This window comes from Pseudomonadota bacterium, from assembly GCA_026388275.1.
Lineage (GTDB): Bacteria > Desulfobacterota > Syntrophorhabdia > Syntrophorhabdales > Syntrophorhabdaceae > JAPLKB01.
Genome location: JAPLKB010000018.1, coordinates 1 through 22,617, shown reverse-complemented (window position 1 = coordinate 22,617; position 22,617 = coordinate 1). Strand labels below are relative to the sequence as shown.

The window sequence follows — 22,617 nt, the reverse complement described above, 5'->3', positions numbered from 1 at the left end:
TTTTTTTTGTATACTATTTTTGTATTGCAATTATATTATTTAGCATGATAAATTGAACGTTAGTATTTGTCAATACTAAAATTATCAAGCACATGGGGAGGACTTCATTATGATAGATGTATACACACATATAGGTGAAATATTAGCAAGAAATGCAAGGATGTGCCCAAATGATGTGGCACTAATCGAGCGAACAGCTGCTCCAAAATCAAGGCAGGAGATAACCTGGAAACAGTTTGATGACAGGGCAAATCAATTTTCAAATGTCCTTGCAAAGAAGGGCATTAAAAAAGGCGATAAAGTTGTACACTTTATGATGAATTCCATAGACTGGCTCGCGGCATACTTCGGTATCGTACGGACAGGTGCATGGGTTGTACCTCTCAATTTCCGTTTTACCGCCGATGATGTTAAATACTGCTGTGATGTTGCTGAACCCAAGATGATTGTATTTGATGAAGAGTTTACAGGCAGGATAGATGCTGTAAAAGATAAGCTTCCCACGGTTAAAGATTATATCTGTGTAGGAAAAACCATCCCTTCTTATGCCGAATCGTTTGCATCTCTTGTTGATGCTTCTCCAGCAAAGGCCCTGGATACCACAATAATCTATGATGACCCCTGCGGCCTTTATTTTACCTCCGGCACTACAGGTCAGCCAAAACCGATATTGCTTACCCATAAGAATATGCTAAGCGCATGTATTACCGAAAATGCACATCACAGACAGACAAGAAAGGACTGTTTTATTCTGATCCCGCCGCTTTATCACACAGGGGCAAAGATGCACTGGTTCGGGAGCTTCATTGTAGGGAGTAAGGCAGTTATTCTGAAGGGTGTAACACCTGAGTGGGTTCTTGAAGCGGTAAGCGAGGAGGGTGGAACTATTGTATGGCTGCTTGTGCCTTGGGCTCAGGATATCCTTTTGAAGTTTGACAGCGGAGAGCTTAAACCATCCGACTATAAATTGAGCCATTGGAGGCTGATGCACATAGGCGCCCAGCCTGTACCACCGGCGCTTATAAAGCACTGGAAAGAATATTTCCCGACAATGGATTACGATACAAACTATGGTTTGAGTGAATCTACGGGACCAGGATGTGTTCACCTCGGTATGGGGAATGAACATAAGATAGGCGCCATCGGTATACCCGGTTTTAATTGGGAAACAAAGATTGTTGATGAAAATGGTAATCCTGTGAAAAGCGGAGAACCTGGAGAACTATGTGTCCGCGGTGATGGTGTGATGAGAGAATATTACAAAAATCAGGAGGCAACAGCAAAGTCGCTTATTAATGGATGGCTCTTTACAGGCGACATGGCAAAACAGGATGAAGACGGCTTCATATGGCTTGTTGACCGCAAGAAAGATATTATTATAACAGGCGGCGAGAATGTTTTTCCTGTTGAGGTTGAAGATTTCCTCCATACAAATCCCAAAGTAAAGGATGCAGCGGCTATCGGGCTCCCGGATGACCGTCTTGGCGAGATTGTTGCTGTTATTATTGATGTAGTGCCGGGCAAAACATTGACTGAAGAAGAGGTGGCAAAATTTTGTGAGGGGTTGCCCAAATACAAAAGACCGAGGAAGATTATTTTTGATGAAGTGCCACGTAATCCTACCGGAAAGATAGAAAAGCCGAAATTAAGAAAAAAATTTACTGGAATGAAAGAAGCATTTAAGCTATAACATGTTTATATATAGGCACAGAGTCAAAGGTAATATATTTTCTCTGTGCCTCCGGCTTGAACTGAACTATGTATCCTACTCCTTTAGAAGAAACTATTTGTTATATCTTTAAAAACAGAGAGCTGTTAAACCAGGCTATCACACACAGCTCATGTTTTAACGAGAAAAAAGAAATAAGACGTTCCGATAACGAAACGCTTGAATATCTTGGCGATGCTGTTTTAAACAGTGTTGTCAGTATAATTCTCTATAAAAAATTCTGTGACAGGGATGAAGGTTTTTTAAGCAATGCACGCTCAAGTCTTGTGAAAAGAGAGACGTTAACCGAGATTGCGCGAAGCATAAATCTGAAAGAACATATGAATTACGGTAATGGTGAAAACAATGTGCCGGAAGAATCCAAAGTCCTGTCGAATATGCTTGAAGCATTAATAGGCGCCATCTATCTGGATGGTGGAATGAGGAAGACAACTCAGGTTATCAAAAAACTGTTCAAACCGCATTTCAAGGAAGAAAAGCTTACAGAAAGAAGTCCGAAAAATGTACTTCAGGAATATTCCCAGAAAAAATGGAGCACGCTTCCGAAATACAAATTTTCAAGAAAAACAAAAGATGGTTTCACTGTAATCGTATGCATTGGAAAAGAATTTAAAGCAAAAGGTATGGGCAAGAACAAAAAAGAGGCAGAGCAGAATGCAGCCAAATTGCTTCTTAATAATTTGATTGGTGCATATACATTGTAAAAAAGCAACAATGTAAATTCTTAAATGTCTTTTAACATCTAAAAACTTATCGCAACAAATCGCCCCTGCAAGGGGTGTGTCAACAAACAAACTGGATTCTTAGCTCCAAGTCCTGTATCTTATATACATGATTGTCCCAATCTTCCTTCCGCATCTTGGCTGTTCAGATCGGTGTATTTATTGTGATCAGGGGTGCATTACCGATGTGCATAGTGATGATCTGCCTTCCCTGATTAAAAAATCCCTTGAAAATGTAAAAGGCAACTATGAAGTCGGCCTGTTTGGAGGGAATATCTTTAATATAGAGCCTTCTGTTCTTAAGATGCTTTTCAAATATTTTGATGACTTTTCGGAAAGGATTTTGAATTTCAGGATTTCCACAAAACCCATCCCTCTCAATGAAGAAACAATCCGTATATTGAAGGAGAACAGGGTTACAGTCGTAGAACTCGGAATGCCTGTATTTAACGATGATATTCTTAAAAAACTCAATAGAGGTCATACTATTGAGGATTTTTACAGGGCCTTCTATCTGTTGAAAGACCGGGGATTTCATGTTGCCATTCAGGTTATGGTGGGTTTGCCGGACGAAATGAAGAACGATATAAAAGAGACAGTGAGGCAAATTATCCGATTATCTCCTCACTACATAAGGATTTACCCTCTTGTTGTATTAAAAAATACCCCTCTTCACAGGATGTATGAAAGCGGTTTTTTTGTGCCTGTTCAATTTGAAGAGGCGATTGAACGTGCAACATACATATACCTCAGTGCATTAAAACATGGTATAAAGACCGTTAAGATGGGGCTTACAGATAACGAACTTATAAAGGACAGCGTTGTTGCAGGCCAGTTTCATCCTGCCCTTGGATATATTGTTAAATCACAGGCGTTCTATCTTGCAATTAAAGCAAATATTGACGCTGCATCACTAAAAGGTGATGTAATGGTAAAATTGAACAGCGCAGATATTCCGCACCTTATCGGGCACAGGCGAGTGAATATTGAAAAGTTTAAGGAGCAGGGCATTTATGTGGCCTGGGAGAAGCACGATATTGAAAAGGGAAATTTTATATTATTTGCAGACCAAAGAATAATAGAAGGCAGCATTTTTGATGCACTTTCAATCAATTGATACCTCGCAGCTCTGCTGCGGGGAGGTTCATTATTGTAAATAAATATTTCAAGGAGATGAGATCATGAAAACTTTTCAAGAAATAATTCCGGAAAATCTTGTTGACAACCCTTTCAAGCTTATAGGCAAAGACTGGATGCTCATCACTGCCGGCACAAAGCAATCTTTCAATACCATGACAGGTGCATGGGGCGGCTTAGGTATATTGTGGAACAAGAATATTTGTTTCTGTGTGATAAGGCCTAACCGTTACACCTATGAATTTATGGAAAGGTCAGACATCTACACGCTTTCTTTCCTTGAGGAACAATACAGAGATATCTTAACTTACTGCGGCACAAAATCAGGAAGAGATGTAAATAAGGTAACAGAAACAAATCTTACCCCTGTCTTTGATAATGATTCAGTCTATTTTGCTGAAGCGCGACTGGTGCTGATATGCAGGAAGATATATTTTCAGGATATTATGCCGGCGCATTTCCTGTCCCCGGAAATAGATGAATTTTATCCCCTGAAGGACTATCACAGGATGTATGTGGGGGAGATAGCAAGATGCCTTAAAAAATAAACGATAAATCTTTTGTTACATATTTTTTGGTTCTTTCGCATTTAAGTCGCGATTATCTTTATGATACATATTTGTGCAGCTCAACAGCTTTGCCGTCAATAAACATGATCGGCGGTTCATCGGCGCCTCTTCCAGAGTTTTTTGTTGTCAGCAGGATTTCCCCTGTTTCCTTGCTTCGTTCGGCAATTACAACACCCCGCAGCGCCCATGGTGACAATCCCTCAACAGGCTCATCGGTTATGATTAAACCGCATCCGCCCCCGGGGGCGACCAACTGCCTGTATACTTTGCCGGTGTCAGTATCTGTGTGCAGTGTTCCCGATTGTCCGGCAAGGCAGAGGCTGTTGCCGTGAATGTGAAACCTGCATGTAATTGTGAATTCTTTACCGTTATCGATAACCAGATAGGCGTTGGTGCCATCCGGCAGATCAGGGTGTCCATTGATTGTCGGTGTTGTTATTTTCTTTATTCTAATTTCCATATTGAATCCCCTGAAGAAAACTTTGAGGCATTGGAATGTAATAACAATATTTTGTTTTACATCCCAAACTTGATTTTCCTAATGCTATCAAAGAGCGGGATTAAATACAAGGAGGAAAATGACGAATTCAAATCCTTTTCATCCGTTTTACAACGTGCAGTATTATATAAATAGTCAATATTATGGCTATTTTATCGTGAATTTCAATGAATGCTTTTCTGAATAGCGCAGCACCTGATGATGCTCCTTCATTTACCAATCCTGCAAACCAGGCTGTATAACCGGTAACAGCAGTAATAATAAAAAACACAGAAAGGATCATGGTTTGCCTATTCCTGGCAATCAATTTCCTGGTAATTATGGTTTTGTACCATTTCCAGTGTGAAATGACGTGAAACAACATAAGTAATGAAAGCACCACAATTGATAATTTGTGAAGGAATGACCAACTGTTATAAGCTAAACCCCATGTTTCTACAACTGGCGACAATCTATCCATATGATATTTCAACTGGATAACAAAACCTGTTAATATCGTTGTCAAGCTTACAATAATAAGGCAGATATTGATCCAGGTGTTTTTTCTCACAGCAAAACCTCCTTTGATTATCATCGGTATTGTCAAAAGTTTTTCATCTATTGTTTTGTTTCTTGAGTATTTTTAGCTCTTTTCTCTCCCTCCCCCTGTTTTCTCTTTGTAAAAGCTTGTATATATTCATTCTGCGAACCAGTTTTCCATTCAACTTTTGACAGTATCTTATTATCAATAATATGAGGTTATATAAAATATGTCGTTAACTTTTGTTAATTTTATTATTTTTGATGCGGCCATTTATCCTGCCTTTTATAACCCTGTACTGTTCATACCCCTGTACTGCATTGCGAGCAGCTCATTGTGTAATATTAAATATTTATTAATAATAATACTGAATTGGGATGCTGAATTCAAATAAAACAAGATCAAAGAAAGAAGAAAAGATAGACAGACAAAGCAGAGTATCCCACAGATCTACATTGTACGCAATATTTCAAAGGGTAATTGGTTATTTTACCATGGGAAACGTTATATTCTGGTATACAAGTTAATTCTGCACTTTGTTTTTGACATTTCTGTAAAAAATCTATAGCATCTTTATATTCGTATATGCGGTTATAACAATATTGGAGAATATATATGGAGACATTGGCGCAGATATATAAAGCCCTTTCCGAAGAAATCAGGCTCAGAATTGTTATGTTGCTTATGCAGGGTGAACTCTGCGTTTGCGACCTCATGGACATTTTTGGAGAACCCCAGTCCAAAATTTCAAGACACCTGGCGTATTTGAAACATTCCGGTCTTATTAAAGGCTGGCGGGTTGGAGTATGGATGCACTATGATTTGAAAGAATCTCTGGATGAACCCTGGATGAATCAGCTCAATTTTATGAAAGAGAAACTCTCCTATTTACCTGAGTTCATGCGTGATAGAGATACTTTGATAGAGCTAAAAAAACAGAAAAATTGCAAGGCTGCGATGGAGTCCAAAACGGGCAACCAAAGCAAACAAGACAGATCGAACCGGTTGAAGGGAAAATAGAATATGATGAGGATATAGGAAACGATGGAAGGAGAACTGTTAAATAATAAACTTGCTTTTCCGGAAATGTTTTTGGTGACTACTGAAGGAGGCATCACAAGATGAGCATAACGTTATGGCTTTCAACCAATCTGAGCCGTGTTGCAAAGGGCACAGAAGGGTTTGAGGTCGATGGCAAGACAGTCGGCGAATGCATCAACGAACTTGTCAGCATCATCCCCGCTATGAGAAATGCCCTATTTTATGAGTCACGGCTCAACACGAATATTCATGTGCAGGTTAACAAAGAGAATGTCGATGAGGGGGAGCGTTTGACAAAGAAAGTAAAAGATGGTGATGAGATCCGTATTATGTTGAAAGGACACTGATGAGGCGGAGGGGCTGGTGGCTAAGTTTAGCCATATTTAATTTTTCTCTCCAAGTTCTTGATATATGCCTGAATTTAGGCAGGCCAGAGGCACTTTTGAAAAAACAAATATACTGTATTGATATCGAGCATTAGAAGCAGATCTAATCAGTTTAGTTAAAATATGAGGAGGATATAGGGAATGGCAGAAGAACAGTTAAGCAAGAAGCTATCTTTTCTTGATCGTTTTTTAACATTATGGATATTTCTCGCTATGTTTATAGGGGTAGGCTGGGGCTATCTTTCTCCCGGCGTGGTTGACTTCTGGAATCAGTTTCAATCAGGTACAACAAATATCCCTATTGCCATCGGTCTCATATTGATGATGTACCCGCCCCTTGCAAAGGTAAAGTATGAAGAATTGGGAGAGGTGTTCAAGAACTACAGGGTTTTAGTGCTCTCCCTTATTCAGAACTGGGTAGTTGGGCCTATCCTTATGTTTGTGCTCGCTATCATCTTCTTAAGGGGTTATCCGGAATACATGGTAGGGCTTATTATGATAGGTCTTGCCAGGTGTATTGCCATGGTCATTGTATGGAATGATCTTGCCAAGGGCGACACGGAATATTGTGCAGGTTTGGTTGCCTTTAATTCCATCTTCCAGGTTCTCTTCTTCTCGGTGTATGCCTACATTTTCATTACAGTTCTGCCGCCCATGATCGGTCTCAAAGGTGTGGTTGTCAATATCACTATAGGCCAGATCGCGGAAAGTGTATTTATCTATCTCGGCATACCTTTTATTGCAGGAGTTATTACCCGTTTTACTCTCATTAAGATAAAGGACAAAAAGTGGTATCACGAGAAGTTCATACCGAAAATCAGCCCTATTACATTAATTGCCCTTCTTTTTACCATCCTTGTTATGTTCTCTCTCAAGGGCGAATTTATAGTAAAAATACCCCTTGATGTAGTGAGGATAGCGATACCACTTCTGATCTATTTTGTCATCATGTTCCTCGTGTCTTTTTATATGAGCACAAAGGCAAAAGCCCACTATGGTCAGGCTGCAACCCTTTCCTTTACTGCCGCGTCGAACAACTTCGAGCTTGCCATTGCAGTGGCTGTTGCCGTATTCGGGATCAACTCAGGACAGGCCTTTGCCGCTGTTATCGGGCCGCTGGTTGAAGTGCCGGTTCTCATTAACCTTGTTCATCTTTCTTTATGGATAAAGAGAAAATATTTCCCCTATGCAGTGGAGACACCGACAGGGGTATGTTACTACACGTGCAAGAGCATTGAATGAAGTTAAAGAAACACAATATTGTAAGGCTCATAAGGAATGGTTTGGCTCCGCTCAGGTCTTGTGCTCTTTTTGGAGAAGCTTATAGTTTATTTTCACCGATATGAGATAGTAGATTAGGAAAAACACATGCATGTCAATCTGATACCGCAACCAAACCCTGAAGAAAAAGAACTCACTGAAAAACGGATCGGACTCGCCGATCTGGCGGAAAAGTTAAGTCAAAACGAACTGGAGTTGGAAACGATTAAGGCCGATCTTCTGGTTTTTGAGGAAAGGTATCTCCGCACAGTTGGAGTTATGTATGCTGAGCTTGATAAGATCGAGGCACAAATCCTGGAAACTGTGGCCCGTTGTTATCCTCTTGATGAAGAGGCAGAAAAAAGGGCAGCAGAGGCATGGGATCAAGCTCGCGAATCTGCCCGTGCTACAGAATTTATTGAACAACATAAAAAACAGAAACATTTGATACCTTCAGATGAGTTGAAAAAACTTTATCGAGAAGCAGCAAGGACGATGCATCCCGATCTAACAACGAATGAAGAAGCGCGGGTTGCACGTCAAAAAATGATGGTACAGATTAACCTTGCCTACGAGAAAGGCGACGCAGAAAGATTGCGTTTGTTGCTTCGTCGATGGCTGAAAAGTCCTGAATCCGTGGAAGGTGAAGGAACTGGAGCCGAACTTATACGTGTTATTAGAAAGATAGCGCAGGCAGAGGAGCGCTTGAGAGTCATCGACATAAAAAAAGCGAAATCAAAATCTACAGATCTTTGGCTCTTAAAAGAAGAAGTTGACGATGCTGAGCAAGACAGTAGAGATATGCTTACGGAAATGGCAAATGCCATTAAATCTAAAATTGATGCAGCTAAGGACAGGCTGGATAATCTGATGGAAAATTTTGATTATGTCTGATGCCGGTAAGAAAAAATCCCAGAGCCTGCTTTTAAAACCAAAGACCGAACTGGCACTTCAGTCTACCAACCTTGTGAGCAGGGGATTGGATTTGGTAAGGCAATTATCTCTGAATTCAATAAGCGGCCTTCGTAAAGCAGCGGAACAGGGGTTTGCTCTCGCACAATACAATCTTGGCGTCATGTACGAAAACGGTATAGAGGTACCCCAGGACTACAATGAAGCAATAAAATGGTATAGCAAGGCAGCAGAGCAAGGGCTTGCTGAAGCGGAAAACAGCCTTGGTTATATGTATTACAGCGGTACGGGTGTGCCCAGGGATTACAACGAAGCTGTAAAATGGTATAGGAAGGCAGCAGAGCAAGGGTTTGCCGAAGCAGAAAACAGTCTCGGTTACATTTATTACATTGGTACGGGCTTACCCAGAGACTACGACGAAGCAATAAAATGGTATCGAAAAGCAGCGGAACAGGGGTTTGCCGAAGCTGAATTCAATATTGGTTTTATGTACGATAATGGCAGGGGCGTGACCCAGGACTACGAGGAAGCGATAAAATGGTATCAGAAGGCAGCAGAACAGGGGTTTGTTGATGCACAATATAATCTTGGCGTTATGTACGACAAGGGGAAAGGGGTGCCCCAGGATTACGACGAAGCAATAATATGGTATAGCAAAGCAGCAGAGCAAGGGCTTGCCGAAGCACAATTTAATGTTGGTTTTATGTACGATAATGGCAGGGGCGTAACCCGGGATTACAGCGAAGCAATAAAATGGTATCAGAAGGCAGCGGAACAGGGTTTTGCCGGCGCACAATATAATCTTGGTGTTATGTACGACAAGGGGCAAGGGGCGCCTCAGGACCATGATGAAGCACTAAGATGGTATCAGAAGGCATCGGGACAGGGGTTTATTGAAGCCAGAGGCATGAGGCGATTGTAGGAATAATGGGCAGAAACAGGCAGTGACAAAACCATGCCTGCCTGTGAAAAACAAAAGGAGCCTGCTCTGGGGAGGAAAAGCATGACAACAACAGACGAACTTAAGGAAAAATTCAACAAGTTGACAGATGAAGAAAAAATAGTTTTTATGAAGTCGATAATGCCCTCTTTTTGCGGGATATTCGGTAAAAATCCACAGAAAATGATGACCGAGATGATGCCGCTGTGCGGGGAGATGATGAAATCTTGTAATATGGATATACAGGGCATGATGAAAATGATGGGAATGATGGGTAAATAAAGCAGGAGAGATATTGTAATCATAAAAACCCAAAAGGAGGTGTACATGAACAACCGGCAGAGACTCCAAGAGTTGCTTAAAGTCGAACGTCCTCTTATAATGCCCGATGCTTATGACGGGCTCAGTGCACGGCTCATTCAGATAGCAGGATTCAAAGCAGTCCAATGCTCGGGATTCAGCATTGGACTGGCATCGCTTGCTGCGCCGGAACAGGCCGTGGATTTGGACAGAAACCTTGCTATAACACGGGACATTGTGCAAGCGGTAAACATCCCTGTGATGGCAGACGGGGAAGATGGTTTTGGCCCTCCGGCAATGGTATACAAAACCGTCGGCGCTTTCCTTGATGTCGGTGTGTCAGGCATCAATCTTGAAGATCAGATCCTCCCGCCTTCTAAGGGCAAGGGTGTTATAGACCCGGACCTTATGGTTGATAAAATCAAGGCAGCGCGTGAGGCGGCAAGAAACAAGCAGGCGGCAGATATGGTAATCAATGCTCGTACAGATATATTAGCTGTAAGCGATGATCGCAGCAAGGGGATGGAAGAGGCTATTATAAGGGGAAACAAATACTTGCAGGCAGGCGCGGACTTGATTTTTGTGACAATGGTATCAACGCCAGATGAAGCCAAACGGCTGGTTGATGGAATACAAGGTCCGGTCAGCATTGCAGCAGGAATGCCTTATAACATCCAGACGCTCACAATCGGACAATTGCGTGCCTGTGGCGTGGCTCGTGTCAGTCTTCCCGCAATAGTTGTTTTTTCTGCTATTAAATCGATCAAACAAATCCTGTCGATTATACACGATAGTGACAACTTTGAGGCAATTATGGAAAAGGGGCTTCTTTGTTCTCCTGAAGACCTCCCTAAAATACTGTCGAGGTGAAAGCAAATAGTATATTAACAGTTAAAAATGTAGCAGTACGGTAAAATAAGTCTTGAAGGAGGTCATATATGTTTACAGTTACAGAAAAAGCAGTGGATGTGCTCAAAGGTTTTCTTGAGAAACAACAAGGGCCGAGCGCAGTGAGAATACTCTCGCAAATAGGCTGAGGTGGGCCTAAACTTGGCATGGCTCTGGATGAGCCACAAAAAGACGATATGGTGTTCACTGATCATGGAATAACATTTACTATTGATAAAAATTTGTTTGAAGAAGCCAAGCCGGTTAGTATTGATTTTGTTGAATCCCTCAATGGGTCAGGATTTGCAATTACATCGAACCTGCCAACGGGTGGCGGGTGTTGCTGAATATATAAAAATGAAATTAAAACAAGACATAGCTGTTTCAAAGTTTCTGGAAGGTTATCACTGTTCACAAGCTGTATTCTATTCTTTCTGCGATGATCTGGGGTTTGAAAAGAACAGTGCTTTGAAAATAGCCTGTGGATTCGGCGGAGGAATGGGGTCTAAAGGGGAAGTCTGTGGAGCAATAACAGGCGGGATAATGGTAATTGGTGCAAAATATGGAAGAGGCGAAAATGAAGACCGGACAGCCTCAAACATCACTTTTACTAAAACGCGGGAGCTTATGGACAAATTTACAGATAAACACGGTACGTACATTTGCCGTAAAATATTGAATGGCTGCGACTTAACAACAAAAGAAGGTTTTAAGATCTTCAAGGAGAATGACTTATATAACAAGATATGTGTACCCTGTGTGAAGAGTGCAGTTGAGATTCTTGAAAATATTATATAACACTCCCAACTATGGCATACACAGGATCTTTCCAAAAGGAGGAAATCACCATGACTGATAAGATTATTATCTATGGCACGGACAACTGACCTTTTTGTAGCCAGGCTCGTGCAGCCTATGGTGATAGGGCCATATACATAAACATATATGGAAATCCGGAAAACTTGAAAGAGATGCTTACTTGCTCCGGAGGAAAAATGGAGGTTCCAGTCATAGTCGATAGAGACAAGGTAACAATAGGTTTCGCAGGAGATGCTTCTCTACGAGGGGGCATCACTCTTTTTGGTGGAACCTGACCGGTTAAATAGGTCTCTCGGTGAGAGGCTGACAATACTTGGATAGGAATTTTTTTATTGGGAGGCATATTATGTCAGCGCAAATAAGTGAAGTGACATGTCCATGCATGATGACAGGGATAGAGGAGTGTAGACAGCTCGTTTTTCCCGATGGCGGTCAGATTAGAGTAAAGGGACTTGACAGGATCTTTGAAATTGCTTATTGGGAAGGGAAAATGCCGGATAATTCTGTTGCCGATGAACTGATAGAGCAACTCTCAAAAGAGAACTACATCCCTTCGAGTGAACAGGCACGTTTAGAATATACAGCCGTAGTGCTTAAAGAATATAGAAAGTTTTTTGAGAAGAAAGAACAGAACAAAGCCGTGCAACCTCCAAAATGAGGCAGGTTTTAAACACTGAGGAATACATGATGAGAAAAAGCTAAATATCCCGGTTAGATGACCCGGCAATTAAAGAAGACGTGATGTGTGTAGTATCAATTTGCCGAATACTATGTTCATAAAAACATTAAATAAAGGAGAGATTCTATTCCAGGCTATGAAGTTGCCTCCAGGGGGCATTTCTTTTTATTATTCGTAAATATCGATCATATCGCAACTATTATGGAAGTCCGGAGAGGGAACGAGCCTGATTTTGCTGAATGTGCAGCAATGTGTGAAAAAGGCGGCTGTGATGGCATTACGGTTAGCTTACGTAAGGACAGGCATTATATGCAAGACGAGGATATCTTTGCTATAAAAGATGTGATACGTGGGAAATTAAATCTTGAGGTAGCTCTCTCGGGTGAAATGTTTGATATTGCACTAAAAATAAAGCCGAATAAGATTATTATTATCCCTGAAGATAGTGAAGAAATAACTGCAGAAGTCGGGCTTGATGTCAAAACAAATATGCTCAAAATTAAAGATACTGTGAAGTTATTTCATGATCAGAACATACTGGTATCTCTTTTGGTTGAACCCGATATAGAAATAGTTGAGCTTTCGAAAGAATGCGGCGCTGATTTCATAGAGATCCATACCGGTAAATATTGTAATACCGTAGATAAAACTGATATTGATAAGGAAATTGACAGGATATATGCTGCGGCGGATCATGCTGTAAAAGTCGGAATAAAGGTCAGCGCCGGACACGGACTCACTTACAAAAATATTATGCCTGTTTTATATGCAAGGGCACTGGAGGAGGTAAACATAGGACATTCCATATTTTTGAGGTCCCTTTCTGTCGGACTGCCGAAGGCCATTGAAGAAATGCTGGACATATTGGATTAATTTCTAAAACCAACTGCCAATTGACAACCGAATAAATGAAAAGTAATCATCAAAAGCCTTGACAAATACTGATTATTATATTATCATCCTTTATATTGACTATCATTATAATAGGAGTATATATATGAAAGTTAGGAACTCTAACGGACTCACAGATCCTGATTATTGGAAATCATTGATTAATATAGGCCTAACAAAATTGCTTGTTCTGAAAATTCTGTCGAGAGGTCCCAATCATGGATACGGAATATTGAAGGAATTAGAATCTATTACCAACGGTTGCTGCATGCCTACATTTGGAACCATATACCCGATCCTCAAGGAACTGACTAAACATGGTTATGCAGAAGTTACAGAAGATAAGCAGCTTAAGGGAGCACAGAGAAGGAAGGTCTATACCCTCACGCCTTTGGGGATTGAGGCATATGAGGTGGCGCTTGAAGCATGGCGCTCTACGATATCTTACATTTATAAAGCAATCGAGAACGATGATCTTTTTTTGATAGAAGACATAAGAACACGTCTTGCTAAAGCCGGGAATTGCAACTGTGCTGCTGCCAGCGAGGCCGGTCATTCCCAGAGTAAGGCTGTATGTGACTCGTAAGGAGGAATTGCATATGTTTGAAATGAATAATTTTGTCATTGCCAGCAAGTTTTTTTTGATTATTGCCGGCGAACTTATTCTGATTTTCGTAGCTGTTTCATTTATTGTGGGGGTGTTGATGGAATATTTGCCTCCCTCCCGTATAAGAGATTTTCTGTCCAACAAGTTTACATGGATACAATACCTCCTGGGTTCAGGTCTTGGCGCCATCACACCCTTTTGTTCCTGCTCCACGGTGCCCATAACAGCCGGTTTACTCAAGGGAGGCGTTCCTTTCGGACCTACAATGGCGTTTCTTTTTGCTTCACCGGTTCTTAATCCGATGATTATAGCTCTGCTGGTCTCGCTCTTTGGTTTGAAAGTTACCATAATTTACACAATTGTCACTTTTATCGGGTCTATGATAATGGCAGCCATCCTTTCAAGATTGGGAATGGAAAGCCAAGTCAAACCTCTCCTGAGTTTTCAGACAACTTCTTGTTGTGAAATTGCTGCAAGTCCAGAGCAGGTTCCTGTGCATATCCAGGCTGCAGCAGCAGGTTGTTGTTCATCTGGAACAACGCAGCCTCTTATTACCTTAAACACTATTCAAACGGTAGATTGCTGCTGTTCTTCGGAACCAAAAAGCGTCCCGCAACAAACTGTTGCAGCCTCTTGCTGTTCTGTTGATTTTGAAGGAACGGTTGATCCGGCGCAAGTGCCTTTTAAGGATAAGATGAAGCGGGCATCACTATCGGCATTGGATACATTCAAGGGAGTTTTCTGGTATCTGCTTCTTGGTGCAGGTATAGGAGCTTTCATTTATGGGTTTTTCCCCCAGGACCTTGTGGTGAAATTGGCAGGGCCGGGCAATCCGTGGTCTATTCCTATTGCGGCGGCTATCGGTGTTCCGATGTATATACGGGCTGAAACCATTATTCCTATCAGCGCTGCTCTTGTCGGAAAAGGCATGGGATTAGGGACTGTCCTCGCGCTTATTATAGGCGGTGCCGGGGCGAGCATCCCGGAGTTGATTATCCTTGGTTCTATGTTTAAAAAAAGACTGGTGCTGGCCTTCGCGGTAAACGTTTTTCTTGTCGCTATTGTGGCTGGATATCTTGTCGAATGGCTGATATACTAATGTTGAGCCTGTCGGAGTGCAAAACTTTCCGCTGGCCACAGGCTGTACTTACAAAGGTATACGAATAGCTATTAAAGTAATACGAGTGGAGGCGTGCATAACATGAGCATAACGTTATGGCTTTCAACCAATCTGAGTCGCATTGCAAAGGGAAAGGAAGGGTTTGAAGTCGATGGAGATACGGTAGGCGAGTGTATAAATGATCTCTTAGACATTGTCCCCGCGATGAAAAATGCCCTCTTTTATGAGTCGCAGCTCAATGCAAATGTTCAGGTACAGGTTAATAAGGAGAGCGTCAACGAGAAGGAACGTTTGACAAAGAAAGTAAAAGACGGCGATGAGATTCGTATTGTAATGAAAGGATACTGATGAGGTGTAGGCGCCGGCGATTAGTTAGTCGCCATCTTGAAACCACTAATGAGAAACTATCGGTTTCCGAGTCGGAAAAGTACCCTTTCCGGATGGAAACTAATTCAAGATAAAGAAAAAGGAGGTGCGCAATCATGTCTATATTTCAAATGATAGGCTGAGTTACCTGAGTTGATCCCAACGCACCGACAGTTAGTCGGCGTACACTCAAGTTTGCTGACGGAACACAGATTGCTCTTAACAATCTCCATGAGATAATGGCGGAGCTTTATTCGGTTGACAAAAAACCAAATAAAGAAACCATAGATGAGATCATTGCCGGATTGGAAGCCATGGGGAATTATATCCCGACCTCAGAGGTTACCAGAAGAGAGTACAGGAATGTTCTATTAAAGGAGTATGAGGAATTTATTGAGACACACGACAAGGAAAATGAGACACATAACAGGGAAAAAAATGACAAGATGTGTCCAAACGCCCCTGACAGAGAAACAGGCAAGTGATAGGCAGGATCATTCGGAACCGACCATTGGCCCTTCAGTATCCGGTGAAGCTTTTACTGTTTTAACCAAATATAACTACAATGCTGTGTATATCATGTAAAACCCGCCGATTATCACAAGAACACCGCAGACCCTTTTTATGATCATTGGCCCTTTGGATTGTTCATTCCAGTCGAGGTATTGTTGCACCAACTCTGTAAATGTCCCGGCTATCACAATAATTGAGCAATGGCCCACGGCGTAGGACAACAGCAGGATTATGCCGTACCAGATCTGCGTTCCTGCAAGCTGAAAGGTGATGCTCAGCATGGGGGCCATATAGGCGAAAGTACAGGGCCCAAGGGCAATACCGAAGATCAGGCCGAGGATAAAGGAAGCAAGTATGCCTTTGCGCTTGATGCCGATATTTCCTGGGCCTGACCAGGGCATAGGGATAATGTCGAAGAGGTGAAGTCCCACAAGGAAAAAGACACCGGCAACAAAGTAATTACCATATATGCCCACATCGCCCATCATACGGCCTGCCATAGCGGTGATTATCCCTATGACAGCAATGCTCACCATAAGTCCTGACGAAAAGACTAAAGCGATAAAGAAAGCCCGCTTTGTTGATATACGTCCCTGTTCGTCAATAAAACCGACTATAAGGGGAATGCTTGATAAATGACAGGGGCTTAAGACCAGACTGAGAACGCCCCAGAGAAATGACGCCCCGATTGCAAATGCAGGGGTTCCGGAAACAGCATCGGTTAGAAATATAAAGAGTTTTTCAATCATAATCGACGTCCTCTTACTTGGTCTTCTTTTGCTCAGGATTCTGAAGTTCTACACCAAGCTTGTAAAATGATTGAAGTATCTGTTTTTTTGAGATATAGCCCATGTGTCGATCAAGCTCTTTCCCTGAAGCATCATAGAATATCTGGGTTGGAATACCCCGAATTCCATATTTCTGACCGGCGTTCGGATTTTTCCAGACATCAACAAACTCAACTTCAAGGATACCGGCATATTCCTTTTTCAACTCCTCTAAAATTGGCGCCATCGCGATGCAGGGGATGCACTTATCGGCGCCCACATCGACAAGACGTGGAAGCTTTTTTGGAGACATGGCAGCATCTTTTTGGGGCGCTTTTGTTTTCGACTCTGCTGCCCACACTTCCTGGATGCCAAAAAACAATAAGCGAGAGACAGGGTTTGCTATGAAAAACAGGCTGATCATAACGATTGTTGTTATAACTAATAATTTCATATCAAAAATCTTTTTCCAATGCATGTACTCCTCCTGAGCCTTAATTTTCAGAACATTAAGCGTGAATCTTACCCCCGGTCAAAACTTGGGTTCGCTGATATTTTATCTCCTCCAGCCGCCACCTCCTACGTAAACGATTTATGAAATCACGGGGGATATTATTGTCTGCGTCATAATTCAGAATAGTGGTTACAACATAACACCCTTCGTCAGGTGGGCAATCAGAATGAGAGGTATCTCTTGGCATATCCCTATGACCCTCAAAGTATAGACCGGAGATAGCGAGCCCTCAAAAAAGAGAGCAAAACCGGCAAACCCCACTATTAATGAAACAATCACCAGCTTCTTGTTCATCAATGAAAAATTGGCGGCAAAAAGAAGGAATATGCAGGCACTGAATGCAAGACAGAAGGGGCAGTATGTGCCTTTTACAATTTGCCAGCTGATGAGGAAGAACTCCACACCAACAGCGGCTGATATCAGGACGGTCCTGAAATGAACAGCCATTTGAGCCAATGATCCCCATAAAGAGAACGTACTCGCAAACAGCACAATCATGTAAATGATCCCTACCCACTTCAGGTTGATCCCAATAAATGTACCGTTCAGGTACAAACAAGAGGTATTGCAGTACTCATAAAAAAGCATAAACGCAATCCCTGCTAAGGGGAGAACTATATTGAGGATCTTTGTAATTATATGGTTGCCGGCAACCTTCATATCTATACACAACATGTTCATTCAAAACCCTTCGTGTTATAAGCCAATAGTTTTGTCAAGATCCTTTGATACCGGCAGACAAAAATAATCATTTTAATTCCTTGTCCCTCTTGATCTCTATGCCATATTTCTTAAAGACTTCAAGTATCTGCTCCTTTGAAATAGTCCCCATGTGACGCGTTATTTCCTTTCCAGAGGCATCATAGAATATCTGGGTCGGTATAACCCGGATACGGTGCCAATTTCCGGCATAAGAATCTTTCCTCATATCTATAAATTCAACACGCAGGGACTGTGTATACTCCTCATCAAGCTCGTCGAGAATAGGCTCCATCATTGTGCAGGCGGCACATCCCTTTGAACCCACATCTATCAGAACAGGCATGGGGTGAGAAGAGGGGGTGCGTAGTTTTTTCTTTTCAGCGCGAGTAGGTTTCCCTAACACTGAGTTCGTCCAGTCCGAAATATTCCGCCGAAACTGATAGGAAGATATTCCGTGCAATATAAATAAGACAATCATGATGCCGCCAATCAAAAGCAATTGTTTTTTCTGCATTTAAATATCCTCATTACTGAGTATCTTTGTAATTATGTGATTGCCTGCAGCCTTTATATCTATATACAGCATGTTAATACAAAACTCTCCGTATTATAGCGTTAATAGTTTTAAAACCCTTGTGTTTATGGCAAGACCTTTTCTGTTATCTCTCTGATCCATGTTTCAACCCTATCCCGTATGGTATCTCTAACTTTTCTTGTTTTCTCCAACCTCTCCTCAAAACTCCCGGAGAAGGACGAAGGGTCTTCAAAACTCCAGTGAATGGTTTGAGTAAGAAGTCCTGGGAATATGGGACACATTTCGCTGCTTGCCGCATCGCAGACCGTAACAACATAAGAATAAAGCTTACCGTCCTTGTAAAAATCGAATACGCTCTTTGTCCAGTTGCCGGATATATCTATGCCTACTTCTTTCATAACTTCTACTGCCAGAGGGTTTAACGTGCCAGGTTCAAGTCCGGCGCTCTCAGCGACGAATTTGTCGCCATATAGATGATTGAGAAACGCCTCTGCCATCTGGCTGCGGGCACTGTTATGGACGCAAACAAATAATATTCTTTTCTTATCTGCCATATAATCCTCCATTTACTAATTTTTGAGGGGCAACCCTTTCACGGAAACCGGTCGATACTTGTCTATAAAGCTATGGGCTGTCATTACTTCGTCGTCTGTTAAACAATCGGGCAGTAGCTCTATTTCTAATGCCTGAGCAAAACCCTCGATAATAGCATGGGCAACCTCGTCCGGGTTAATGGAACGCGCCAATATATCCTCAAGGCAGGTGATTTTCCGGCTGAGTGTCTCATTGCTTCTTGTTTCACTATTCTCAAAAATACGGTCGAGAATTTCCAATTGGGAACGAAGTAGGATGGAACCATGCTGTAGAATTATTGATCCGATTCTCTTCTGCGCACTGCCGACAAATTTCCTCCTGTTAAAAACAATATCCGCGCCTGTTGAGAGGGCAAAACATGCATCAGGACTTCCTCTGCCGGACCGCTCAGAGCCAGGATCGGCGTCTATGCCAAGCATGCTAAATGCGACAAGGAGACCTCTGCAAAGGTAGCGGTACGACGCAGACACCCCGACAGGTATTTCACCGGTGCCCGATATGATTATGCTATAGGTAAGTTCCCCGAAATGGAGTACAGCACGACCTCCAGTTATTCTCCGCACCGGGACAATGCCCAAACGCTTCAACTCATCGAACCGTATATTATCGGTTTTTTGGAAATAGCCGAGAGAAAGCGCAGGCGGCGACCACGTGTAGAGTCTCAAAATGGGAAGACTGCTTTGTTCATTATGCACGCGCACAAGCGCCTCGTCTACTGCCATGTTCCACGCCGGATCACCCGGCCCGTCTTTAATGAGCCGCCACTGTTGCAACATCTGCTGCGGCCTCCTTGTAATTAACGCCGGCATGATAGGAACTCCTTACGAGAGGTCCTGCTGCCACATGTACAAAACCCATGCTCCGGGCAATATCCTCCAGATGTGCAAATTCCCCTGGTGAAATAAAGCGTCTCACCTGGTAATGGCGCAGAGAAGGTGCAAGATACTGACCAATGGTAAGCATGGTCACCCCTGTTTCCCGCAGATCCCTCATAAGTACAAAAATCTCCTCGTCTTCCTCTCCAAGACCTACCATAAAACCGCTCTTGACGAACATTCCCTTTTTCCTCTCTTTTGCGGCATATGAAAGAATCCGCAGCGAACGCTGATAGTCAGCAGCCGGGCGCACTATCGGATAGAAACGCTCTACGGTTTCCATATTGTGAGCAACTATATCCGGGGCAACATCAAGTACAGTCCGCAAGTCAGAAAGCGAACCCTGAAAATCAGGTAAAAGCACCTCTATGGATACCGGTGGCGTGACAGAGCGGAGGGCATGGACAACAGCGGCGAACTGCCCTGCACCGCTGTCCGGCAAATCATCCCTGGTGACTGATGTTATTACCACATGGGTAAGCCCCATTTCCTGTACCGATTCTTTTATCCGGTCCGCTTCACTGCTATCGACTTTTTCCGGGCTGCCGCTTGTTACCGCGCAAAATGTACAGTTTCTGGTGCAAATGGCGCCGAGGATCATAAAAGTGGCTGTTCCGAGAGAGAAACAGTGCGGCCTATTGGGGCAACTCGCGCTGTCACATACCGTATTTAGATGATGGCGAAGAAGAATATTCCGGGTTTCCTGTCCGAGGGAATACTGTTGCCCCAGCTTTGCCTGTCGGACGAGCTTTATCAGCCATGCCGGCGCCATTAGCGGATATTGTTCATTCATGTTCATTCTCTTGCACCCTGTCACGTCTCTGGCCATGGCTCATACATTCCTATTCATCGGCATCATGTGAATTGCTCGTCCGCATGCCGCTTGGGCGGTTTCGAGCACCGCCTCAGAAAGACTGGGGTGTGTATGTATGGTATGAACAATACCCTGGACGGGGATATTATTCTTCATCGCGAGAGCAATCTCAGCCACAAGATCTGCTGCATGCTCGCCGATTACGTGACCGCCCAGAAGCTGCCTGGTCTCTCTTTCAACGATCAATTTGACCTGACCTTCCCAGTCACCCATCGCCTGGGCCATACCAAGCGATTTCAGAGGGAAGACAAAGCACTCAACAGCACAAGACGCGCGCGCCTCCTCTTCAGACATGCCGACAGCTCCATATTCAGGTGTACTGAAGACGCAACGGGGGATTACCCGGTAATCCATGATGGATTCCTTGCCTGCAGCGTTTTCTGCGGCAGCTATCCCTTCTGCGAAAGCAACGTGGGCAAGCAGCCACCCTCCCTTCACATCTCCGGCAGCGTAAATGCCCGGCACCACAGTCTCCATGCGGGCGTTCACCTTCAGAGGCCCTTTGGGATCGATCCCAACATTCTCAATGCCGATCCCCTCGATATTTGGAAGCCTGCCCGTGGTAATTAGCACCGCATCTGAAGGCAGTGATTGCCCGTCGGAGAGCATGACACATATGCCCGGTTCTGTCTCCAGACCGGTAATGGTTATACCTGTAAGTATTTGCACACGTCTGTGTTTGAGCATCCTTGTCAAATATGCAACCATCTCTGCATCTTCTCGAGGCAATATCCGCGCTTCCATCTCGACAATTGTTACCCTGCTGCCCAGACCGGCTAATATGGAAGCTATTTCCACCCCAACAGCACCGCCGCCAATGATGACAAGAGAGGCAGGGAGAGAACGCAGGTCGAGGACGTTATCAGTACTGAGAATGCCGGGAGTACCCGGCAGAAAAGGTTCCGGCCAGAAGGGGCGTGAACCAGTGGCGATGACAATCTTTCCCGCCCGTAGCATACTCGTGCCGTCATCCGACTCAACCTTCACTTCTGATGGCGAGACCAATTGGCCATGACCTTCAATCAGAGTAATGCCGTTCGCCCGAAAGAGCTGGGCAACTCCGTTTCTCAACAGGCCTACGATCTTGTCCTTGCGGTCAATTATGGCTCCCATGTCAAATCCGATATCGTCAGCGTGCAGCCCGTACTCTTTGGCTCTTCGCATATGTCCCAGCACGCGTCTTTGTGGGAATGCAGCCCCGGTTGAGGCAGACGCCGCCCAGGTCACGTGATTCAACCACGGCTGTGCGAAGGCCGAGTTGAGCTGCCCGGATTGCCCCCTGGTAACCTGCGGGTCCTCCGCCCAGAAATAAGATATCGAATGAATCTTTTGACAAAATGTCTCCTTTCACTTCAGGATTATAATCTCGGGTTCGATGACAATTTCGCTCTTTATCGACTCAGCGATGGTCGAATACTTTCGGGCCATCTCCAGTGCGCGCAGTACGGCTGCTTCCTTGGCGTTCCTTACGGTGATGCGAGGCTTGAGCATAACCTTTTTGAACCACGACGTCTTATCAAGATGCTCCTCTACCTCGCCCTCGGCAGTGCATTCAAAGGACACCATATCGAACCGGAAGCGTTCCACTGCCCAGATGACCATCATATGAACGCAGGTATTTACAGCCATCATGTAGGCATCTTCAGGTGTCATCCGGTCAGGAAATCCGTATAACGCAGGAGGTGCTGAGAAATCCATCTCTGTGCCGTTTTCGCAGTACGTGTACCCCTCACGTTTACCTTTCCAGACAACTTTATTTGTATATTTCGGCATAATGCCTCCTATTTTTTGCCCTGTTGTATTTCATCAACCTTTTTTGCAATCTCATCAGCTACTGCATCGACAGCCGCCTGGTCTT

Annotated in this window: 31 protein-coding genes; 19 read left to right on the top strand and 12 right to left on the bottom strand. The window is 43.4% G+C overall.

The features are described 5' to 3' along the window. The first annotated feature begins 109 nt into the window (after positions 1–109). The 4 genes from NT010_05105 (at position 110) to NT010_05090 (ending at position 4,136) form a co-directional block, all read left to right on the top strand. The gene (locus tag NT010_05105) at positions 110–1,690 is read left to right on the top strand and encodes an AMP-binding protein (GenBank protein ID MCX5805435.1); all 1,581 of its coding nucleotides are present in this window, start codon (positions 110–112) and stop codon (positions 1,688–1,690) included. Between the two features lie 68 nt (positions 1,691–1,758). Continuing rightward, a complete protein-coding gene (rnc, locus tag NT010_05100; protein MCX5805434.1) occupies positions 1,759–2,433 on the top strand; it encodes a ribonuclease III in 675 nt (224 codons plus the stop codon). A gap of 127 nt (positions 2,434–2,560) precedes the next feature. Next, positions 2,561–3,568 (top strand): radical SAM protein, encoded by a 1,008-nt coding sequence (locus NT010_05095; GenBank protein ID MCX5805433.1) that lies wholly within the window; start codon positions 2,561–2,563, stop codon positions 3,566–3,568. 64 nt (positions 3,569–3,632) lie between these two features. Beyond that, the gene (locus tag NT010_05090; GenBank protein MCX5805432.1) at positions 3,633–4,136 is read left to right on the top strand and encodes a flavin reductase; all 504 of its coding nucleotides are present in this window, start codon (positions 3,633–3,635) and stop codon (positions 4,134–4,136) included. A gap of 58 nt (positions 4,137–4,194) precedes the next feature. Here NT010_05090 and NT010_05085 read toward each other — a convergent pair whose 3' ends face one another. Together NT010_05085 and NT010_05080 are read right to left on the bottom strand one after the other, a co-directional pair. After that, positions 4,195–4,617, bottom strand: coding sequence for a hypothetical protein (locus NT010_05085; protein ID MCX5805431.1), 423 nt, complete (start codon positions 4,615–4,617; stop codon positions 4,195–4,197). Between the two features lie 127 nt (positions 4,618–4,744). After that, positions 4,745–5,206, bottom strand: a complete 462-nt coding sequence (locus NT010_05080) for a DUF4405 domain-containing protein (GenBank protein ID MCX5805430.1) — start codon at positions 5,204–5,206, stop codon at positions 4,745–4,747. 585 nt (positions 5,207–5,791) lie between these two features. Here NT010_05080 and NT010_05075 point away from each other — a divergent pair. From NT010_05075 to NT010_05005, 15 genes are all read left to right on the top strand, one after another. Continuing rightward, complete coding sequence (locus NT010_05075) at positions 5,792–6,196, top strand: metalloregulator ArsR/SmtB family transcription factor (GenBank protein ID MCX5805429.1); 405 nt, start codon at positions 5,792–5,794, stop codon at positions 6,194–6,196. Between the two features lie 101 nt (positions 6,197–6,297). Further along, complete coding sequence (locus NT010_05070) at positions 6,298–6,564, top strand: MoaD/ThiS family protein (protein ID MCX5805428.1); 267 nt, start codon at positions 6,298–6,300, stop codon at positions 6,562–6,564. Positions 6,565–6,744: 180 nt separating this feature from the next. Next, a complete protein-coding gene (gene arsB / locus NT010_05065) occupies positions 6,745–7,845 on the top strand; it encodes an ACR3 family arsenite efflux transporter (GenBank protein MCX5805427.1) in 1,101 nt (366 codons plus the stop codon). A gap of 126 nt (positions 7,846–7,971) precedes the next feature. Next, entirely contained in the window at positions 7,972–8,757 is a 786-nt protein-coding gene (locus NT010_05060) for a molecular chaperone DnaJ (protein ID MCX5805426.1), read from the top strand. Next, positions 8,750–9,697, top strand: coding sequence for a tetratricopeptide repeat protein (locus NT010_05055; GenBank protein ID MCX5805425.1), 948 nt, complete (start codon positions 8,750–8,752; stop codon positions 9,695–9,697). Before NT010_05060 ends, NT010_05055 begins: the two co-directional genes overlap by 8 nt. Before the next feature lie 81 nt (positions 9,698–9,778). After that, a complete protein-coding gene (locus NT010_05050) occupies positions 9,779–9,997 on the top strand; it encodes a hypothetical protein (protein MCX5805424.1) in 219 nt (72 codons plus the stop codon). Between the two features lie 45 nt (positions 9,998–10,042). Next, positions 10,043–10,885, top strand: a complete 843-nt coding sequence (locus tag NT010_05045; protein MCX5805423.1) for an isocitrate lyase/PEP mutase family protein — start codon at positions 10,043–10,045, stop codon at positions 10,883–10,885. 185 nt (positions 10,886–11,070) lie between these two features. Continuing rightward, positions 11,071–11,250 carry a hypothetical protein gene (locus NT010_05040; protein MCX5805422.1) on the top strand — a complete coding sequence of 60 codons (180 nt, stop codon included), beginning with the start codon at positions 11,071–11,073 and terminating at the stop codon, positions 11,248–11,250. Positions 11,251–11,260: 10 nt separating this feature from the next. After that, positions 11,261–11,701, top strand: coding sequence for a C-GCAxxG-C-C family protein (locus NT010_05035; GenBank protein ID MCX5805421.1), 441 nt, complete (start codon positions 11,261–11,263; stop codon positions 11,699–11,701). 367 nt (positions 11,702–12,068) lie between these two features. After that, positions 12,069–12,380 carry a hypothetical protein gene (locus NT010_05030; protein MCX5805420.1) on the top strand — a complete coding sequence of 104 codons (312 nt, stop codon included), beginning with the start codon at positions 12,069–12,071 and terminating at the stop codon, positions 12,378–12,380. Between the two features lie 147 nt (positions 12,381–12,527). Then, positions 12,528–13,274, top strand: a complete 747-nt coding sequence (locus NT010_05025) for a pyridoxine 5'-phosphate synthase (protein MCX5805419.1) — start codon at positions 12,528–12,530, stop codon at positions 13,272–13,274. Between the two features lie 124 nt (positions 13,275–13,398). Then, positions 13,399–13,878: a PadR family transcriptional regulator gene (locus NT010_05020; GenBank protein MCX5805418.1), complete on the top strand. Its 480-nt coding sequence runs from the start codon at positions 13,399–13,401 to the stop codon at positions 13,876–13,878. A 13-nt stretch (positions 13,879–13,891) separates the two neighbouring features. After that, positions 13,892–14,998: a permease gene (locus NT010_05015; GenBank protein MCX5805417.1), complete on the top strand. Its 1,107-nt coding sequence runs from the start codon at positions 13,892–13,894 to the stop codon at positions 14,996–14,998. Between the two features lie 102 nt (positions 14,999–15,100). After that, positions 15,101–15,367: a MoaD/ThiS family protein gene (locus NT010_05010; GenBank protein ID MCX5805416.1), complete on the top strand. Its 267-nt coding sequence runs from the start codon at positions 15,101–15,103 to the stop codon at positions 15,365–15,367. 257 nt (positions 15,368–15,624) lie between these two features. Next, on the top strand, positions 15,625–15,870 hold the full coding sequence (locus NT010_05005) for a hypothetical protein (protein MCX5805415.1): 246 nt from the start codon (positions 15,625–15,627) through the stop codon (positions 15,868–15,870). Positions 15,871–15,945: 75 nt separating this feature from the next. Here the strand turns inward: NT010_05005 and NT010_05000 are convergent, their stop codons facing one another. The 10 genes from NT010_05000 to NT010_04955 form a co-directional block, all read right to left on the bottom strand. Then, positions 15,946–16,647, bottom strand: coding sequence for a cytochrome C biogenesis protein (locus NT010_05000; protein MCX5805414.1), 702 nt, complete (start codon positions 16,645–16,647; stop codon positions 15,946–15,948). Between the two features lie 13 nt (positions 16,648–16,660). After that, positions 16,661–17,143, bottom strand: a complete 483-nt coding sequence (locus NT010_04995; GenBank protein MCX5805413.1) for a thioredoxin family protein — start codon at positions 17,141–17,143, stop codon at positions 16,661–16,663. 165 nt (positions 17,144–17,308) lie between these two features. Next, the gene (locus NT010_04990) at positions 17,309–17,860 is read right to left on the bottom strand and encodes a hypothetical protein (protein MCX5805412.1); all 552 of its coding nucleotides are present in this window, start codon (positions 17,858–17,860) and stop codon (positions 17,309–17,311) included. A 67-nt stretch (positions 17,861–17,927) separates the two neighbouring features. After that, positions 17,928–18,395: a thioredoxin family protein gene (locus tag NT010_04985; GenBank protein ID MCX5805411.1), complete on the bottom strand. Its 468-nt coding sequence runs from the start codon at positions 18,393–18,395 to the stop codon at positions 17,928–17,930. A gap of 125 nt (positions 18,396–18,520) precedes the next feature. After that, a complete protein-coding gene (locus NT010_04980; GenBank protein ID MCX5805410.1) occupies positions 18,521–18,970 on the bottom strand; it encodes an arsenate reductase ArsC in 450 nt (149 codons plus the stop codon). Between the two features lie 15 nt (positions 18,971–18,985). Continuing rightward, positions 18,986–19,786, bottom strand: a complete 801-nt coding sequence (locus NT010_04975; protein ID MCX5805409.1) for a biotin/lipoate A/B protein ligase family protein — start codon at positions 19,784–19,786, stop codon at positions 18,986–18,988. Continuing rightward, entirely contained in the window at positions 19,761–20,684 is a 924-nt protein-coding gene (gene lipA, locus NT010_04970; GenBank protein MCX5805408.1) for a lipoyl synthase, read from the bottom strand. Before lipA ends, NT010_04975 begins: the two co-directional genes overlap by 26 nt. A 33-nt stretch (positions 20,685–20,717) precedes the next feature. Continuing rightward, positions 20,718–21,923: an NAD(P)/FAD-dependent oxidoreductase gene (locus NT010_04965; protein ID MCX5805407.1), complete on the bottom strand. Its 1,206-nt coding sequence runs from the start codon at positions 21,921–21,923 to the stop codon at positions 20,718–20,720. After that, positions 21,889–22,095, bottom strand: coding sequence for an FAD-dependent oxidoreductase (locus NT010_04960; GenBank protein MCX5805406.1), 207 nt, complete (start codon positions 22,093–22,095; stop codon positions 21,889–21,891). The genes NT010_04965 and NT010_04960 overlap by 35 nt, the downstream gene beginning before the upstream one ends. An 11-nt stretch (positions 22,096–22,106) precedes the next feature. Further along, a complete protein-coding gene (locus NT010_04955; protein ID MCX5805405.1) occupies positions 22,107–22,532 on the bottom strand; it encodes an OsmC family protein in 426 nt (141 codons plus the stop codon). Positions 22,533–22,617 lie beyond the last annotated feature (85 nt).

Bases quoted from the DNA above. Each gene is read 5' to 3' on its own strand.
- NT010_05105 (MCX5805435.1), top strand. From the start codon at position 110: ATGATAGATGTATACACACATATAGGTGAAATATTAGCAAGAAATGCA.
- rnc (MCX5805434.1), top strand. From the start codon at position 1,759: ATGTATCCTACTCCTTTAGAAGAAACTATTTGTTATATCTTTAAAAAC.
- NT010_05095 (MCX5805433.1), top strand. From the start codon at position 2,561: ATGATTGTCCCAATCTTCCTTCCGCATCTTGGCTGTTCAGATCGGTGT.
- NT010_05090 (MCX5805432.1), top strand. From the start codon at position 3,633: ATGAAAACTTTTCAAGAAATAATTCCGGAAAATCTTGTTGACAACCCT.
- NT010_05085 (MCX5805431.1), bottom strand. From the start codon at position 4,617: ATGGAAATTAGAATAAAGAAAATAACAACACCGACAATCAATGGACAC.
- NT010_05075 (MCX5805429.1), top strand. From the start codon at position 5,792: ATGGAGACATTGGCGCAGATATATAAAGCCCTTTCCGAAGAAATCAGG.
- NT010_05070 (MCX5805428.1), top strand. From the start codon at position 6,298: ATGAGCATAACGTTATGGCTTTCAACCAATCTGAGCCGTGTTGCAAAG.
- arsB (MCX5805427.1), top strand. From the start codon at position 6,745: ATGGCAGAAGAACAGTTAAGCAAGAAGCTATCTTTTCTTGATCGTTTT.
- NT010_05060 (MCX5805426.1), top strand. From the start codon at position 7,972: ATGCATGTCAATCTGATACCGCAACCAAACCCTGAAGAAAAAGAACTC.
- NT010_05055 (MCX5805425.1), top strand. From the start codon at position 8,750: ATGTCTGATGCCGGTAAGAAAAAATCCCAGAGCCTGCTTTTAAAACCA.
- NT010_05050 (MCX5805424.1), top strand. From the start codon at position 9,779: ATGACAACAACAGACGAACTTAAGGAAAAATTCAACAAGTTGACAGAT.
- NT010_05045 (MCX5805423.1), top strand. From the start codon at position 10,043: ATGAACAACCGGCAGAGACTCCAAGAGTTGCTTAAAGTCGAACGTCCT.
- NT010_05040 (MCX5805422.1), top strand. From the start codon at position 11,071: ATGGCTCTGGATGAGCCACAAAAAGACGATATGGTGTTCACTGATCAT.
- NT010_05035 (MCX5805421.1), top strand. From the start codon at position 11,261: ATGAAATTAAAACAAGACATAGCTGTTTCAAAGTTTCTGGAAGGTTAT.
- NT010_05030 (MCX5805420.1), top strand. From the start codon at position 12,069: ATGTCAGCGCAAATAAGTGAAGTGACATGTCCATGCATGATGACAGGG.
- NT010_05020 (MCX5805418.1), top strand. From the start codon at position 13,399: ATGAAAGTTAGGAACTCTAACGGACTCACAGATCCTGATTATTGGAAA.
- NT010_05015 (MCX5805417.1), top strand. From the start codon at position 13,892: ATGTTTGAAATGAATAATTTTGTCATTGCCAGCAAGTTTTTTTTGATT.
- NT010_05010 (MCX5805416.1), top strand. From the start codon at position 15,101: ATGAGCATAACGTTATGGCTTTCAACCAATCTGAGTCGCATTGCAAAG.
- NT010_05005 (MCX5805415.1), top strand. From the start codon at position 15,625: ATGGCGGAGCTTTATTCGGTTGACAAAAAACCAAATAAAGAAACCATA.
- NT010_05000 (MCX5805414.1), bottom strand. From the start codon at position 16,647: ATGATTGAAAAACTCTTTATATTTCTAACCGATGCTGTTTCCGGAACC.
- NT010_04995 (MCX5805413.1), bottom strand. From the start codon at position 17,143: ATGCATTGGAAAAAGATTTTTGATATGAAATTATTAGTTATAACAACA.
- NT010_04990 (MCX5805412.1), bottom strand. From the start codon at position 17,860: ATGAACATGTTGTGTATAGATATGAAGGTTGCCGGCAACCATATAATT.
- NT010_04985 (MCX5805411.1), bottom strand. From the start codon at position 18,395: ATGCAGAAAAAACAATTGCTTTTGATTGGCGGCATCATGATTGTCTTA.
- NT010_04980 (MCX5805410.1), bottom strand. From the start codon at position 18,970: ATGGCAGATAAGAAAAGAATATTATTTGTTTGCGTCCATAACAGTGCC.
- NT010_04975 (MCX5805409.1), bottom strand. From the start codon at position 19,786: ATGTTGCAACAGTGGCGGCTCATTAAAGACGGGCCGGGTGATCCGGCG.
- lipA (MCX5805408.1), bottom strand. From the start codon at position 20,684: ATGAACATGAATGAACAATATCCGCTAATGGCGCCGGCATGGCTGATA.
- NT010_04965 (MCX5805407.1), bottom strand. From the start codon at position 21,923: ATGCGAAGAGCCAAAGAGTACGGGCTGCACGCTGACGATATCGGATTT.
- NT010_04955 (MCX5805405.1), bottom strand. From the start codon at position 22,532: ATGCCGAAATATACAAATAAAGTTGTCTGGAAAGGTAAACGTGAGGGG.